This window comes from Sphingomonas sp. RIT328 (assembly GCF_000632225.1).
GTDB lineage: Bacteria > Pseudomonadota > Alphaproteobacteria > Sphingomonadales > Sphingomonadaceae > Sphingomonas > Sphingomonas kyungheensis.
This window is the reverse complement of sequence record NZ_JFYV01000008.1, coordinates 70,866-86,144: the sequence shown is the minus strand read 5'-3', so window position 1 is coordinate 86,144 and position 15,279 is coordinate 70,866. Positions and strand designations below refer to the sequence as shown.

Here is a 15,279-nt window from a genome sequence, read left to right as displayed (position 1 = left end):
TCCCGCATCGGGTCGGCCATGCCCCCGGCATGGCCTGAACAGCACGGGGTACTGTTCACCCGATGCGCCCTCCGGGAGAGGAAAGACGCCGAAGGCGGCGAGAGGGTGAGGACAGGAGCGGGACGCCGGTTACCGCGCCCCCTCCAGCCCCGCCCCGACATCCGCCTGCGCGAGATAGCGCGGCGCCACCCGCGCCCGCGCCCGCTGCTCATAGGCATAGCCCGCCCCCAGCACCGTCGCATCGTCCCCCTTGGTGGCGATGAACGACAGTCCGACCGGCAGCCCCTTGGCAAGGCCCATCGGCACGGTGAGGTTGGGATAGCCCGCCACCGCCGGCAGCTCCGACGAGGACGGCCCGTTATATTGGTCGCCGTGCACCGGATCGCTCAGCCATGCCTCGGCATAGGTCGGCTCGACCAGCACGCGCGCGCCGGCGCGGCGCAGCATGCCGTCGATCGCCTCGCTCGCCAGTCGCAGCGAGGTCGCGCGCGCCGCCTTGTACGCCGGATCGCCCAGCCCCTTGGTCTGCGCCGCCGCCTCGAACGTCTCCTGCGCGAAGAACGGCATCTCCTGCGCCGCCTGCGCGCGGTTGAAGGCGATCAGCTGGTCGAGCGTGCGCGCGGACACCGCCGGCGGAGTGGTCGCCAGATAGGCGTCGAGATCCGCCTTGAGCTCGGTCTTGAGCACGGTGAACTCGGCCTCGCCGAGCGCCTCGGTCTTGGGTGCCTCGACCGGCACCAGCACCGCGCCGGCCGCCTTGAGCACGGCGAGCGCGCGGTCGAACGACGCCGCCACCTCGGTCGACAGCCCCTCCGGGCGCAGCACCGCGACGCGCATCCCCGACAGCGCGCTCACCGACAGGCCGGCGGCATAATCGCGCGCCACCGCGCCCGCCGTCGCCGGATCGGCCGGATCGGCGCCGACCATCGCCGAGAGTAGGATCGCCGCGTCGCGGACGCTGCGCGCCATCGGCCCCGGCGTATCCTGCGAATGGCTGATCGGCACGACGTGCGTGCGGCTGACCAGGCCGATCGACGGCTTCAGCCCGACCAGCCCGTTGATCGACGAGAGACAGACCACCGATCCGTCGGTCTCCGTACCGACCGCCGCCGCGGCGAAGCTCGCCGCCACCGCCGCGCCCGATCCCGACGACGATCCGCAGGCCGTGCGATCGAGCGCATAGGGATTGCGCACCAGCCCGCCGACCGCGCTCCATCCGCTCATCGCATGGCTCGAACGGATGTTCGCCCACTCGCTGAGGTTGGTCTTGCCGAGGATCACCGCCCCCGCCGCGCGCAGCCGCGCCACCACCGGCGCGTCGCGGCGGGTGACATTGTCCTTGAGCGCGAGGCTGCCCGCGGTGGTCGGGATCGGATCGGCGGTCTCGATATTGTCCTTGATCAGCACCGGCACGCCGTGCAGCGGGCCACGGATGCGCCCGGCGCGGCGTTCCTCGTCGAGACGCTTGGCCTGCGCCAGCGCGTCGGGATTGAGCGCGATCACCGCATTGAGCCGCGGCCCCTTGCGATCGAGCGCGGCGATCCGGTCGAGATAGGCGCGCGTCATCGCGACGCTGGTCGTCTTGCCGGCGGTCATCATCGCCTGCACCTGTTCGAGCGGCACTTCCTCCACCCGCGGCCCCTTGGCGAGCGCCGGTGCCGCCGTCGCGGACAGTAAAACCGCTAGAAACATCAATCGCATGGAACCCCCCTGCCGTTTTGCGCGATGCTAGGGCGAAGACGGTGCGGCGCAAGCGCCCGCGTGCGGCGTGCCGCTATAAGAGGATGACGATGACCGATTTGCCGTGGCACGACTGATCCGCCCCCTCGCCGGGCTGCTGGTGCTGATCGTCGTGGTCGTCGGGCTCGGCGCGACGATCGTGCCACGCTTCCTCGATCGCCTCTATTATCGTGGGCCGCCGACCGACCATTTCGACGGCGCGCGCTTCGTCAACCCGGATCGCGACAGCCCCGCGCCGACGCTGCCCGGCGGCCGTGCCGGCTTCTTCTGGCGGCAGCTGACCGGCAGCGATGGCCGCCCCCGCTGGCCGGCGCAGGTCGCGGTGACGCCGGCGCGCCCCGCCGCGCGCGTCGACGGCGACCGGATGGTGGTGACCTGGATCGGCCATGCCACCGTGCTGATCCAGACGCAGGGGCTCAACATCCTCACCGACCCGATCTACGCCGACCGCGCCGGGCCGCTCGGCTTCGGTCCGCGCCGCGTCGCCGCGCCGGGGGTGCGGCTCGCCGACCTGCCGCGGATCGACCTGATCCTCGTCAGCCACGATCATTACGACCATCTCGACCTCGCCGCGCTCGGCGCATTGTGGCGGCGCGACCATCCGGCGATCGTCACCAGCCTCGGCAACGACAGCGTCATCGGTCAGGCGGGGGCGCGTGCGCTCGGGCTCGACTGGGGCGGCAGCGCGACGATCGACGCCACCGGCCTGCACGACACCAGCCGCGATCCGCGCTGCGACCCCGACGGCTGGTGCCCGGGCGACCGCGCCCGCGTCTTCGTCACGCGCAACCATCATTGGGGCAGCCGCTGGTTCAGCGACCGCAACCGCGCGCTCTGGTCGAGCTTCGTCGTCCGCCTGCCGCGCGGCGGCAATCTGTTCTTCGCGGGCGACACCGGCTTCGGCGACGGCCTGTGGCCGGCCGAGGCGGCGGCCTATGGCCCGATCCGCTTCGCGATGATCCCGATCGGCGCCTTCCGCTTCCAGCCCGGCCAGATGGCCTCGGGCAGCCACATCGGCCCCGCCGAGGCGGCGCTGATCCACCAGCGGCTCGGCGCGGCGCGCTCGCTGCCGATCCACTGGGGGACGTTCCGCCTGTCCTACGAAGGCTATGACACGCCGCCGCGGATGCTGGCGGCGGCGATGCGCTGCTCGGGCGGCGACGGCTTCGCCGCCCAGCCGATCGGCGTGCCGTTCGAGGTGCCGGTCTATGCGCCGCCGGCGCGCGGCACGCCGATGACCGCGCCCGAGATGATGCGCTGCCTCGACACGCCCGCGGTGAGGGCGTTACGGTAAGAAGGGTCTTGGGGCAGCGCGGCCCCTCCTTCGTCATCCCGGCGAAAGCCGGGATCCATGGATACGGAACCTTCGGAGAGGGCGCGCATCGCCCGGACGTGCCGCGTCCATGGATCCCGGCTTTCGCCGGGATGACGAGAAAGAGAGGCGTCAGTGCCCTGGCACCCTCACCCGCGCCCTCCCCTGGAAGGGGCGAATCACCTCAATCGACGAACGCCCGCTCGATCACATAGGTCCCGGCCTTGGCGTTCGAGCCCTCCTCGAACCCCAGCCCGTCGAGCATCGCCGCCGTCTCGCGGATCATCGCCATCGAGCCGCACAGCATGATCCGGTCGGTCTCGGGATCAAGCTTCTTGGCCCCCTGTACCGGATCGCCGAACAGCGCCGCGCTTTCGATCAGGTCGCCGATCCGCCCGGTGGTGCGGAACGGTTCGCGCGTCACCGTCGGCACATAGTGGAATTGCGTCGCCGCCTCGTCCGACACCAGCGGATCGTCGGCCAGCCGCGCCTGCAGTTCGTCGTGATAGGCAAGGTCGCTGACCTGCCGCACCGAATGGACCAGGATCACCTGATCGAACATGCTGTAGACGTCGGGATCGCGCGCCAGGCTGAGGAACGGCGCAAGACCGGTGCCGGTCGAGAAGAAGAACAGGCGCTTGCCGCCGATCAGCGCGTCGGTGACGAGCGTGCCCGTCGGCTTCTTGCCCATATAGACCTCGTCGCCCGGCTGGATCAGCTGGAGCTTGGAGGTGAGCGGCCCGTCCTCGACCTTGATCGACAGGAATTCCAGCTCCTCGGCATAATGCGGGCTGGCGATCGAATAGGCGCGCATGATCGGCTTCGCGCCCTCGCCCCCCTCCTCCGGCCAAGCGCCGGGCAGGCCGATCATCACGAACTCGCCCGAGCGGAAGCGGAAGCTCGCCGGCCGCTCGACCGCGAAGCTGAACAGCCGGTCGTTCCAATGGCGCACCCACAGCACCTTGACGTTGGCGAACGCCTTGGTCTCGGGCAGGGTAACGGGCGAGCGGACATCGGTCATGCGGATCGGGCTTCGGGCAGTTTGCGAAGGGATCGCATTATGAACCCGCGCCGCCCGGGTCAACCAAAGCAAAGCTTGGGCTTGCCCCGGCTGGTCATTGCCGCCGCGCGACCGCTTCCCCATATATGTTCCCGATATGGCCATCCAGATCCGCACCAGCCTCGCCGAGCCGGAGACCGGCGAAAGCTTCGTCCCGCATCGTCCGTCGCGCCCAGAAAAGGCCGAAGGCAGCCGCCCGTTCAAGCTGGTCAGCGACTATTCGCCGTCGGGCGACCAGCCGACGGCGATCGCCGAGCTCACCGCCACCGCGCGCGCCGGCGAGAAGGATCAGGTGCTGCTCGGCGTCACCGGCTCGGGCAAGACCTTCACCATGGCCAAGGTCATCGAGGAATTGCAGCGCCCCGCGCTGATCCTTGCCCCCAACAAGATCCTCGCCGCGCAGCTCTATGGCGAGTTCAAGAGCTTCTTCCCGGAGAATGCGGTCGAGTATTTCGTCAGTTACTACGATTACTATCAGCCCGAGGCCTATGTGCCGCGCTCGGACACCTATATCGAAAAGGAATCGTCGACCAACGAGTCGATCGACCGGATGCGCCATTCGGCGACGCGGTCGCTGCTCGAACGCGACGACGTCATCATCGTCGCCTCGGTGTCGTGCCTCTACGGCATCGGTTCGGTCGAAACCTATTCGGCGATGATCTTCGATCTCAAGAAGGGCACGACGGTCGACCAGCGCGAGATCGTCCGCAAGCTCGTCGCGCTCCAGTACAAGCGCAACGACGCCGCCTTCGCGCGCGGCAATTTCCGCGTGAAGGGCGACACGCTGGAAATCTTCCCCTCGCATTACGAGGACAGCGCCTGGCGGATCAGCTTCTTCGGCGACGATATCGAGGACATCATCGAATTCGACCCGCTCACCGGCAAGAAGGTGGCGAGCCTCAACAGCGTCCGCGTCTATGCCAACAGCCATTACGTCACGCCGGGACCGACGCTCAAACAGGCGGGCGACGCGATCAAGCACGAGCTGGCCGAACGGCTCAAGGAGCTGGTCGCGGAAGGCAAGCTGCTCGAGGCGCAGCGGCTCGAACAGCGCACCAATTTCGACCTCGAGATGATCGCCGCCACCGGCAGCTGCGCGGGGATCGAGAATTACAGCCGCTTCCTCACCGGCCGCCTGCCGGGTGAGCCGCCCCCCACCTTGTTCGAATATCTGCCCGAGAATGCCGTCCTCTTCGTCGACGAGAGCCACCAGACCGTGCCGCAGATCGGCGCGATGGCGCGCGGCGACCATCGTCGCAAGATCACGCTCGCCGAATATGGCTTTCGCCTGCCCTCGTGCATCGACAACCGGCCGCTGCGCTTCAACGAATGGGATGCGATGCGCCCGCAGACGGTCAGCGTCTCGGCGACGCCGGGCAATTGGGAGATGGAGCAGACCGGCGGCGTCTTCGCCGAACAGGTCATCCGCCCGACCGGGCTGATCGATCCGCCGGTCGAGATCAAGCCGGTCGAGGAACAGGTGCAGGACCTGATCCAGGAATGCCACAAGACGACCGCCGCCGGCTATCGCACCCTGGTGACGACGCTGACCAAGCGCATGTCCGAGGATCTGACCGAATATATGCACGAGGCGGGGATCAAGGTCCGCTACATGCATTCCGACGTCGAGACGCTGGAGCGTATCGAGCTGATCCGCGACCTGCGGCTCGGCGTCTATGACGTGCTGATCGGCATCAACCTGCTGCGCGAGGGGCTGGACATTCCCGAATGCGGGCTGGTCGCGATCCTCGACGCCGACAAGGAAGGCTTCCTGCGCTCCGAGACGTCGCTGATCCAGACGATCGGCCGCGCCGCGCGCAACGTCGACGGCCGCGTCATCCTCTACGCCGACCGGATCACCGGCAGCATGGAGCGCGCGATGAACGAGACCGCGCGCCGCCGCGAGAAGCAGGAGGCGTACAACCTCGAACATGGCATCACGCCGACGACGATCCGCCGCAACATCGGCGACATCATCGCGCACGTCAGCCAGGGCGATCAGGTTACCGTGCCGATCGACGAGGACCGCCCGCACATGGTCGGCCACAATCTGCGCGCCTATATCGAGGATCTCGAGAAGCGGATGCGCAAGGCGGCGAGCGACCTCGAATTCGAGGAGGCCGGTCGCCTCCGCGACGAGATCCGCCAGCTCGAGAACGAGGAGCTCGGCCTCCCCGCCGCCGAGCAGAAGGCGCCGATCATGGGCCGCTCGAACGAGGGCAAGCCCGGCACCCGCAAGACGCGCTACGGCAAGGAGCAGAAGATGCGGATGGGGGGACGGCGCGGGCGGTGAACCTGTAGAAACCCTCTCTACAAGATGACGGCGGTAAACAGCGGCGTATTTCCAACTAGGGTGGCGGCGAGGGAGAACCGATGTGATCAGCAGCTTTGCCGACGCCGAAACCGCACGCATTTGGAATGGCGATCGCAGCCGCCGGTTGCCACAGGACATCCAGCGTCCCGCGCTTCGCAAGCTGCGTCAACTCAACCGCATCGTCAGCCCGTACGACCGGCTCATCCCACCGGGCAATCGATTCGAGGAGTTGAAGGGCGACCGTGAGGGAACATATAGTATCCGCATCAATGCACAGTGGAGGGTCACCTTCCGCTGGGAAGACGGAGCCCCAGTGATGTCCGCATCGAAGATTATCATCGATGATAGCGAGCGACTGCCGAACATCCATCCAGGCGAAATCCTCCGTGAGGATTTCTTGATCGGCAATGACATATCGGCCGCCGAGGTCGCCGCGGGCTCGGGCATCGCCCCTGACAAGCTTGAGGCGCTGTTGAACGAACGTGTCCCGATCGATGCTGAGTCGGCACTTCGCTTGGCACGTTACTTCGGTATGAGCGAAACCTTCTTTCTCGGCTTGCAGAACGATTTTGATCTCGAGGAGGCCCGGTCGGTCTACCGGGCCGATCTCGATCATATCGTTCCCCGGGCTGCCTAACCGGCGCTGAGATTGGCGCTGTTCACCCCGTAATAGCTCGCCACGCGATCAGCATAGGCCTGGTCGAACACCGGTGCGTTGTTCGCCCAGCTCGGCCCGCCCTCCAGCATCCGCCGGTCGATCGTCACGACATAGAGGTCGCGGACCGGATCGAACTGGAGCAGCTCGAACGGCAGCGGGTAGAAGCTCTTGCCCATGCCGAGGAAGCCGCCGAGGCTGAGCACCGCGTGCGTGGAACGCCCCGACCCCTTGTGCACCATCAGCGCATAGACCGACCCGACCTGATCGCCGTCGCGGCTTTCCACCTTCAGCGAATGGGCGACGTTCGCCTGGACGAGCAACTGGGTGGCGGTGGTGGTGGCGTCGGTCGACATCGGATGCTCCTTGCTTGCCGCAGGTGAACCGACGTTCGGGCGCGGCGGTTCCACGCACGCGCGGGTTGAGGCCGCGGCGCCCTTCCCGCATAAGCCTTGGCGATGCGTATTGTCCTTGCCGCCGCCCTGGCGCTCGCCGCCGCCGCCTGCGTCCCGCAGCCGGTGCCGCCGCCCGCCCCCGCGCCGTCGCCGGTCGCCGCGCTTCCCGCGCCGCCGGTCAGCGCGCCGCCGCCGCGTGGCAACGACTGGCGCGACTGGCCGCTCACCCCCGGCGACTGGACCTGGGCGCGCGACGCGCGCGGCAGCATCGCGCGATTCGGCGTGCCGGGCGGTGCGATCCGCCTCGCCCTGCGCTGCGACGCCGCGCAGCGCCGCATCCTGCTGTCGGTCGAGGGCGCGACGGCGACGACGCTCACCATCCGCACCACCAGCGTCACCCGCGCCGTGCCGGTGCAACCCGCCGGCGGCAATCCGCCCGCGCTACAGGCGGCGCTCGCCGCCGACGACGGCCTGCTCGATGCGATGGGCTTCAGCCGCGGCCGTTTCGTCATCGAGCATCGCGGCGGCGCGACGTTGGTCGTGCCGGCCTGGGCGGAGATCGAGCGGGTGACGGAGGATTGCCGCGGCTGAGCCGGCGGCAGAGCGGCGAAGCCTCGCGGAATTCGTCCTGCATTACAAGACTTGTTTGCGCCCCCGGTTGTGCGCACATAGGCGTCGTGGCCGGTACCGGTCACATGGCTATCAACAAGCGAAAGGAGGTGATCCGATGTCTCATGGTTCAGCAGTGAGTTCGGTTCGGTTCGTTCGGGGGACTGGCTTCTGACATCCGTTTGAATCGTGTCCGGGGGGTATCCTCCCCCAATCAACGGCACGACGAGGATGACGGGAGTTTCATGGTTTCCCGGGCTGGAGCTCTCCGGCCGCTGACCATGTTTGGGGGGTGTCGTGTTGCCGGGAGGCGCACGGCACCCTCTTCTCATTTTGACGCCGCCCTCTTCCGGTCGCCGCCGCGGCGGCCTAGTCTCCGCCGCACGCGGAGGGATGATGATGGCGAAGCGGATCTGGGCTGTTCTGTTCGGGGTCGTCGCAGTGGCGATGATCGTCTGGTGGGTCGGCCGGCGTCAGGCGATCCCCGTCACGCCGCCGCCGGCGGACACCGGCGTTCGGGTCGTCCGCGTCGGGCCGCCGCCCCAGCCGTCACAGCCGCAGCCGTTGCCCACCCGCATGCCGCATGCCGCGCCGGCGCCGCTCGCCGTCCCACCCAATCCCGGCGCGGGCGACGATCCGGTCGCGCAGCTGATCCCGCCCGCCGGGTCCGATCCCGCGCAGCTCCACGCCCGCTTCCGCGCCGAGCCGCGCGATCCCGCCTGGGCCGCGCGCAACGAGGCCGGGCTGCGCAACGCGCTCGCCGACGTGCCGCAGATCGGCGGCGGCAATGCGCTGGCGGTCCGCTGCGCGACCAGCCTGTGCGAGGTGAGCGGCACCATGACCCCCGGCCTGCCCGAGGCCGACGGCAATCGCACGATGCAGGCGTTGCAGGGCGATGCCCTGTCACGCCGCGCCGCGACGCTCGGCCTCGACGGGCGCATGACGAGTTTCGGCTCGTCGAACGGCCGCCCGACCTTCCTGCTCATCTACACGCGCAAATAGAGCGCAGCCTCCTAGAGGAACGCCTTGGCGCGCTTGAGGACGAGGTTGCAGAGCTGGGTCTTGAGCTGACCGCGCAGCCCGTCGAGCGAAAGCGCATCACCGTTGGGAGTCTCGAGCTGCCCCGCCTGACCGGCGGCATAGCCCGGCGTACGCTGCACGTCGCGCTGCCCGGTGAGCCGGCCGAGCACGCTCGCCGCACCGCCCGCGCCGGTCGCCCCGCTGCCGAGCAGCCGGTTCTTGAGGCAATAGCCGAGCAGACCCGCCGCATTGCCCGCGCCCATCGACCCGATCTGCGGCAGGCCGCCGCCGCCGAGCAGCCCGCCCGCCTGCCCGAGCAATCCGGCGAGCGGCGACTGCTGCATATCCCCCTGGCCGAGCAGCCCGGCGAGCGGCGACGCCTGCCCGACCGGATCACGCTCCTGCGCGGCGGTACCCGCCCGATCGGCGCTCTGCGCCTCCGCCAGCGTCGGCGTGAGGATCAGCGCGGCGGCAAGGATCGTCTTCATCACTCGGTCCCCCGGTACCATCATCGCAACACCCGTGTCCGTCACACCGGCGAGAGCAACCGCTCGCGCGCGATCTTCTCGCGCCACACGAGCGGCGCGAGCTGGTGGACGTTCTGCCCCTCGCTGTCGACGGCGACGGTGACCGGGAAATCCTGCACCTCGAATTCGTAGATCGCTTCCATGCCGAGGTCCGCGAAGCCGACAACCTTCGATCCCTTGATCGCGCGCGCGACCAGATAGGCCGCGCCGCCGACCGCCATCAGATAGGCGCTCCGGGCGTCGGCGATCGCCTGCGTCGCCGCCGGCCCACGCTCGGCCTTGCCGACCATCGCCAGCAGCCCCTGGTCGAGCATCATCCGCGTGAACTTGTCCATCCGCGTCGCCGTCGTCGGCCCCGCCGGCCCGACCACTTCCTCGCCGACCGGATCGACCGGCCCGACGTAATAGATCACCCGCCCGCGGAAATCGACCGGCAGCGGCTCGCCCTTCGCCAGCATGTCGGCGATCCGCTTGTGTGCGGCGTCGCGCCCGGTCAGCATCTTGCCGTTGAGCAGCAGCCGGTCGCCATGCTTCCACTGCGCCACCACCTCGGGCGTCAGCGTGTCGAGGTCGACGCGGATCGCCGCGCTGTCCGGCTGCCAGTCGACCTGCGGCCAGTCGCTGAGCTTGGGCGCCTCGAGATACGACGGACCGCTGCCGTCGAGCGTGAAATGCGCGTGGCGCGTCGCGGCGCAATTGGGGATCATCGCCACCGGCTTGGAGGCGGCGTGCGTCGGCCAGTCGAGGATCTTGACGTCGAGGATCGTCGACAGCCCGCCCAGCCCCTGCGCGCCGATGCCGAGCGCATTGACCTTGTCCATCAGCTCGATGCGCAGCGCCTCGATGTCGTTCTTCGGCCCGCGCGCGCGCAGCTGCCCCATGTCGATCGCGCCCATCAGCGATTGCTTGGCGAGCAGCATCGCCTTTTCCGCGGTGCCGCCGATGCCGATGCCGAGCATCCCCGGCGGGCACCAGCCCGCGCCCATCTGCGGAATCATCTCCAGCACCCAGTCGACAATACTGTCGCTCGGGTTCATCATCTTGAACTTGGACTTGTTCTCCGACCCGCCGCCCTTGGCGGCGACATCGACTGAGACTTTCGACCCCGGCACCATTTCGACATGCAGCACCGAGGGCGTATTGTCGCGCGTGTTGCGCCGGGTGAACGCCGGATCGGCGAGGATCGAGGCCCGCAGCTTGTTCTCGGGGTGGAGATAGGCGCGCCGCACCCCTCCATCGACCACCTCCTGCAGACTGAGGTCGCCGTCGAGCCGGCAATCCTGCCCCCATTTGACGAACACCGTGACGATGCCGGTATCCTGGCAGATCGGGCGGTGGCCCTCGGCACACATCCGGCTGTTGGTCAGGATCTGCGCGATCGCATCCTTCGCCGCCGGGCTCTGCTCCGCCTGATAGGCCTCGCCGAGCGCGCGGATGTAATCCATCGGATGATAGTAACTGATGAATTGCAGCGCATCGGCGACGCTGTCGATCAGGTCGGTGGCGCGGATGATGGTGGTCACGGGCGGGCTCCTTCGCGCCCGCCTTTAAAGCCGCGCGACCGATGCGCCAAGCGCGGGGTGGTGGGTCCGCCGCGATCATAGATCATCGCCTTCGCATCAGTAAAGAGACCGCGAGGGAGGTTCAAGTCAGGTGACGGCCGTGCGCCGCAAGTTCACGTCCAAATGGCTTCTACCGTAGTCCTTCCGCGCTCAACGCTTCTCGAACGGCAGGCCTCGCCCTCATCTTTAAATACCAATCCCTAAGGTGGTGCAGCCCGTCGTAATTTATATTTGCCCGATACGTCGGCACCAGCCACTCTGCTCGCCCCCATTGCACCAGCGCGTAGAGATAGGCGTCGGCAACCGTGCAAGTGCCCATGAGATAGTCGCGCCCCGCCAGCTCTGCATCGACCCACGCGAGCCGCTCCTCCAGTTTCGGCCTGGCAGTATCAATGGCATAGCGCCCGGCCAGCTGCGCATAGAGCAACGGGATGAAACCCTTGTGGATTTCTGAAGAGAGAAAGTTCAGCCACTCCTGCAATCGGTAGCGCGCCATCGAGCCGGCGGCGGGAGCAAACGCCGACTCGGGTCGAAGATCGGCTAGATATTGCAAGATTGCCGGTCCTTCGCGGAGAAGAGTCCCGTCGCCGAGATCGAGCAAAGGCACATAACCGAACGGATTCAAGACGGTAAAGTCGCTCCCGTCTTCGGTTCTGTGCGTCTTATTGTCCACCCGTACCAGCACGGCGTCGATGCGTAGCTCGCGCAAGACGATATGCGGGGCGAGCGAACAGGCGGCAGGCATATAATAGAGCTTCACGACACAGTCCCTTGCGAACGGAAGAGGCCGGACCGGCCTTCGAGGCGACATGGGTGCCGACACGGCCGAGCTTTGGGAAGAAGGCACTATTGTGTGCGAAAGTCACAAAATTAATACCGTCCGCCGGAACAGGGACGGCCGCAAATGAAACGCAGCGCAACCGGATGTTCGGTAGAAGAGGCGATGCGGCTGCTCGGCGGTCGATGGCGATTGCTGATCGTCTCCTATCTGACCAACGGACCCAAGCGGTTCAGCGCGCTGCGACGTTGCATACCGGCGATCTCGCAGCGGATGTTGACGCTAGACCTGCGAGCGCTGGAAGAGGCGGGGCTTGTGACGCGGACGATCTTTCCCACCGTCCCCGCGACAGTCGAATATGCGCTCGCCGCGGACGGCGACCGCCTCGTTCCCGTAGTGGACGCGATGCGCGCTTTCGGCCTTTGGCTGAAGGAGCGCGAGGCCGGGCAAGACCGCGAAGACCCTTAGAAGGCAAAGCTTTCTCAACCATCAGCCACTAGCATCGCGGGCATGGACCCTTCCGATAGCGTTCCCGTGCCGATGCTGCGCCTGTTCGGGCTCGGCGGCATGCCGTCCGATGACGAGGCGCTGATGCATGCCGCGCATCTCGGCCATGTCCGCGCGATCTGGCCGCTGGCGCTCGCCGCGCAGGCGGTCGCCGCGGCGATGCTGGTCGGCGCGACGCTCGCCGGCAGCGGCGGCGGCGCGGCGCCGGTCGGGATCATCGTCGCGGCGGCGGTGCTGTTGCTCGCCGGCGGCGTCGTGCAGGCGACGCTCGCCGCGCGGGTGCCGCGGGGCTGGCCGCCGCACGTCCGCACCGGCACGATCGTCGCCGCCGCGGTGCCGGTCGGCGGCGCATCGCTGTGGCTGCTGTGGGGCGCGGCGCAGCTGCCGGCGGGCGCCGTCGCGATCGGCTGCGCGGTCGCGATCAGCGGCGCGATCGGGCTGACGGTGACCGCGCTCTATCCGGTGCGCATCGCCGCGCCGGCCCTCGCCGCCGGCATGGTCGCGCTGCTGCCGATCGCCACCGCCACGGTACTGCCGGCGCTGGTCGCGCTCGCCGCGCTCGCCGCGCTGCTCGTCGCGGCGCAGCGTCTCGCCCGGCTCGACGGCGCCGCGGTCGAGCGCCATGTCTCCGCCGCCCGCGAAGGCAGCCATGCGGTCAAGATGATCGCCGAATTCGAGGGCCATGGCACCGGCTGGTTCTGGGAAGCCGATCGCCAGGGCCGCATCACCTATCTGTCCGCCAAGGTCGCGGCACTGCTCGCGCCGCGCTATCGCGATCCGGTCGGCTGCCTGCTCAGCGACGTCTTCCGCATGGACAGCGCCGCGCCGGGCACCGAGCGCACGCTCGCCTTCCATCTCTCCTCGCGCACCTCCTTCGCCGATTACACCGTCTGCGCCGCGGGCGACGATGCGCAGGAGCCGGACCGGTGGTGGTCGATCTCCGGCCGCCCGGTGATCGACGATCTCGGCCGCTTCCAGGGCTTCATCGGCTCGGGCAGCGACCTGACCGAGAAGCGCAAGTCGGATGCGGAGATCCAGCGCCTCGCGCTGTTCGACGGCCTCACCGGCCTCGCCAACCGCCAGCGCATGCGCCAGAGCCTCGACAAGACGCTGCAACCGCAGGGCGGCGTGCTGCGCCCCGCCGCGCTGTTCCTGATGGACCTCGACCGGTTCAAGGCGGTCAACGACACGCTCGGCCATCAGGCGGGCGACGCGCTGCTCAAGCAGGTCGCGCAGCGGCTGCAACGCGGCGTCGGCGCGGTCGGGCTGGTCGGACGATTGGGCGGCGACGAATTCCAGGTGATCCTGCCCGGCGTCGACCGCCGCGATGCGCTGGCGACGCTCGCCAAGGAGCTGATCGCCTCGCTGTCGCAGCCCTATTTCATCGCCGGCGCGACGGTGACGATCGGCTGTTCGATCGGCATCGCGATCGCGCCGCAGCATGGCGACGATGCCGAGGCGCTCGTCCGCAACGCCGATCTCGCGCTCTATGCCGCCAAGGCGGACGGGCGCGGCGTCCACCGTTTCTATTCGGAAGAGATGCTGTCGGGCGCGCGCAGCCGCAAGGCGCTCGAGGACGATATGCGCGCCGCGCTCGCCGACGGCGGCTTCCAACTTCATTATCAGCCGGTGGTGTCGACCGCCGCCGAGCAGATCACCGGATATGAGGCGCTGCTGCGCTGGCAGCATCCGGTGCGCGGCAATATCTCGCCCGCCGATTTCATCCCGGTGGCGGAGGAATGCGGGCTGATCGAGGCGCTCGGCGAATGGGTGTTGCGCACCGCCTGCAACGCGGCGGCGCAGTGGCCGCGCGACGTGCGCGTCGCGGTCAACGTCTCGCCGATCCAGTTCGCCAATCCCGCCTTCCCGGTGATCGTCACCTCGGCGCTGGCGCGCAGCGGCCTGCCCGCGCACCGGCTCGAGCTGGAGATTACCGAAGGCGTGTTCCTCGACGAATCGGGGTCGACCGATGCAATGTTCAAGGCGCTCAAGGGCATCGGCGTGCGCCTCGCGCTCGACGATTTCGGCACCGGCTATTCCAGCCTCGGCTATCTGCGCACCGCGCCGTTCGACAAGATCAAGATCGACCAGAGCTTCGTCCGCGGCGCGGCGCAGCCCGGCAACCGCAATGCCGCGATCATCCGCGCGATCGTCACGCTCGCCGACACGCTCGGCATGGAGACGACCGCGGAAGGCGTCGAGATCCAGGACGAGATCGAGCTGATCCGCTCGCTCGGCTGCAGCCATATCCAGGGCTATGTCTACGGCCGCGGCATCGCCGATGCCGATGTCGTCGTCCAGCTCGGCGGCAGCGCGCAGGCCGCGCCGGTCGGCCACAAGGTCAGCCGCGCACCGCGCACCAAGATGCTGCGCTCGGCCCGGCTCGCGCTCGGCGGGCGCGAGGGCGACGTGCGGATCCGCAACATCTCGGCGAGCGGCGCGATGATCGACGGCGTCGCGATGGAGAATGCGGTCGGGCTCGACGTGCTGATCGAGCTCGCCGAGGAACTGATCGTCGCCGGCCGCATCGCCTGGGCGCAGGACGGCAAGGCCGGGCTGCAATTCGCCGAGGGGATCAACCTCGACCGCCTGCAAGCCACCCCGCCCCGCCACCACCGCCGCGCGGTGTGAGCGCCGCGGCTCGGCGCCCCGCGTCGCCGCCAAAACCGACATGACTCCAACCAGATTCGCCCGGTTAAAAATTTTCACGAGGCGATCTTTCCCTTGCGATTTCCGTAACCCGCAAAAGTCCGCGCGTCGCGGCGCGTTCGCTGCTAGGGCGATCCGGCGCGGCGGCGGA

General features: G+C 68.4%; 13 protein-coding genes. 7 read left to right on the top strand and 6 right to left on the bottom strand.

Annotation, left to right across the window (positions count from 1 at the left end):
- Positions 1 to 129: 129 nt before the first annotated feature.
- Positions 130 to 1,701, bottom strand: a complete 1,572-nt coding sequence (locus BW41_RS05005; RefSeq protein WP_037532003.1) for an amidase — start codon at positions 1,699 to 1,701, stop codon at positions 130 to 132.
- A 112-nt stretch (positions 1,702 to 1,813) separates the two neighbouring features.
- Here BW41_RS05005 and BW41_RS05000 point away from each other — a divergent pair, with 112 nt between their 5' ends.
- Entirely contained in the window at positions 1,814 to 3,034 is a 1,221-nt protein-coding gene (locus BW41_RS05000) for an MBL fold metallo-hydrolase (protein ID WP_037532056.1), read from the top strand.
- Between the two features lie 202 nt (positions 3,035 to 3,236).
- Here the strand turns inward: BW41_RS05000 and BW41_RS04995 are convergent, their stop codons facing one another.
- On the bottom strand, positions 3,237 to 4,073 hold the full coding sequence (locus tag BW41_RS04995) for a ferredoxin--NADP reductase (protein WP_037532002.1): 837 nt from the start codon (positions 4,071 to 4,073) through the stop codon (positions 3,237 to 3,239).
- 136 nt (positions 4,074 to 4,209) lie between these two features.
- On the opposite strand from BW41_RS04995, the gene uvrB reads away from it, so the two are divergent.
- The gene (gene uvrB, locus BW41_RS04990) at positions 4,210 to 6,405 is read left to right on the top strand and encodes an excinuclease ABC subunit UvrB (protein ID WP_037532000.1); all 2,196 of its coding nucleotides are present in this window, start codon (positions 4,210 to 4,212) and stop codon (positions 6,403 to 6,405) included.
- Positions 6,406 to 6,487: 82 nt separating this feature from the next.
- Positions 6,488 to 7,063 (top strand): HigA family addiction module antitoxin, encoded by a 576-nt coding sequence (locus tag BW41_RS21995; RefSeq protein WP_327195564.1) that lies wholly within the window; start codon positions 6,488 to 6,490, stop codon positions 7,061 to 7,063.
- On the opposite strand, the gene BW41_RS04980 is transcribed toward BW41_RS21995, so the two are convergent.
- Entirely contained in the window at positions 7,060 to 7,437 is a 378-nt protein-coding gene (locus BW41_RS04980; RefSeq protein ID WP_037531998.1) for a PRC-barrel domain-containing protein, read from the bottom strand. The genes BW41_RS21995 and BW41_RS04980 overlap by 4 nt on opposite strands.
- Before the next feature lie 102 nt (positions 7,438 to 7,539).
- Between BW41_RS04980 and BW41_RS04975 the strand changes: the two genes are divergently transcribed.
- Together BW41_RS04975 and BW41_RS04970 are read left to right on the top strand one after the other, a co-directional pair.
- Positions 7,540 to 8,067, top strand: a complete 528-nt coding sequence (locus BW41_RS04975; RefSeq protein WP_037531996.1) for a hypothetical protein — start codon at positions 7,540 to 7,542, stop codon at positions 8,065 to 8,067.
- 417 nt (positions 8,068 to 8,484) lie between these two features.
- The gene (locus BW41_RS04970; protein ID WP_037531995.1) at positions 8,485 to 9,087 is read left to right on the top strand and encodes a hypothetical protein; all 603 of its coding nucleotides are present in this window, start codon (positions 8,485 to 8,487) and stop codon (positions 9,085 to 9,087) included.
- A gap of 11 nt (positions 9,088 to 9,098) precedes the next feature.
- Here the strand turns inward: BW41_RS04970 and BW41_RS04965 are convergent, their stop codons facing one another.
- From BW41_RS04965 to gstA, 3 genes are all read right to left on the bottom strand, one after another.
- Complete coding sequence (locus BW41_RS04965; RefSeq protein WP_051583255.1) at positions 9,099 to 9,593, bottom strand: DUF2501 domain-containing protein; 495 nt, start codon at positions 9,591 to 9,593, stop codon at positions 9,099 to 9,101.
- A 41-nt stretch (positions 9,594 to 9,634) separates the two neighbouring features.
- Positions 9,635 to 11,155, bottom strand: coding sequence for a fumarate hydratase (locus tag BW41_RS04960; RefSeq protein ID WP_037531994.1), 1,521 nt, complete (start codon positions 11,153 to 11,155; stop codon positions 9,635 to 9,637).
- Between the two features lie 169 nt (positions 11,156 to 11,324).
- Positions 11,325 to 11,954 (bottom strand): glutathione transferase GstA, encoded by a 630-nt coding sequence (gene gstA, locus BW41_RS04955; protein WP_037531993.1) that lies wholly within the window; start codon positions 11,952 to 11,954, stop codon positions 11,325 to 11,327.
- A gap of 183 nt (positions 11,955 to 12,137) precedes the next feature.
- Here gstA and BW41_RS04950 point away from each other — a divergent pair, with 183 nt between their 5' ends.
- Entirely contained in the window at positions 12,138 to 12,440 is a 303-nt protein-coding gene (locus BW41_RS04950) for a winged helix-turn-helix transcriptional regulator (protein WP_235199533.1), read from the top strand.
- 42 nt (positions 12,441 to 12,482) lie between these two features.
- Complete coding sequence (locus tag BW41_RS04945) at positions 12,483 to 15,110, top strand: EAL domain-containing protein (protein ID WP_235199530.1); 2,628 nt, start codon at positions 12,483 to 12,485, stop codon at positions 15,108 to 15,110.
- The last annotated feature ends 169 nt before the right edge of the window (positions 15,111 to 15,279 follow it).

What these genes read in the sequence shown, in the direction of transcription:
- BW41_RS04970 (WP_037531995.1), top strand. Translation starts at nt 8,485, where the DNA reads ATGGCGAAGCGGATCTGGGCTGTTCTGTTCGGGGTCGTCGCAGTGGCG.
- BW41_RS04945 (WP_235199530.1), top strand. Translation starts at nt 12,483, where the DNA reads ATGGACCCTTCCGATAGCGTTCCCGTGCCGATGCTGCGCCTGTTCGGG.
- BW41_RS04975 (WP_037531996.1), top strand. Translation starts at nt 7,540, where the DNA reads ATGCGTATTGTCCTTGCCGCCGCCCTGGCGCTCGCCGCCGCCGCCTGC.
- BW41_RS05005 (WP_037532003.1), bottom strand. Translation starts at nt 1,701, where the DNA reads ATGCGATTGATGTTTCTAGCGGTTTTACTGTCCGCGACGGCGGCACCG.
- BW41_RS04950 (WP_235199533.1), top strand. Translation starts at nt 12,138, where the DNA reads ATGCGGCTGCTCGGCGGTCGATGGCGATTGCTGATCGTCTCCTATCTG.
- BW41_RS04965 (WP_051583255.1), bottom strand. Translation starts at nt 9,593, where the DNA reads ATGAAGACGATCCTTGCCGCCGCGCTGATCCTCACGCCGACGCTGGCG.
- BW41_RS04980 (WP_037531998.1), bottom strand. Translation starts at nt 7,437, where the DNA reads ATGTCGACCGACGCCACCACCACCGCCACCCAGTTGCTCGTCCAGGCG.
- uvrB (WP_037532000.1), top strand. Translation starts at nt 4,210, where the DNA reads ATGGCCATCCAGATCCGCACCAGCCTCGCCGAGCCGGAGACCGGCGAA.
- BW41_RS04995 (WP_037532002.1), bottom strand. Translation starts at nt 4,073, where the DNA reads ATGACCGATGTCCGCTCGCCCGTTACCCTGCCCGAGACCAAGGCGTTC.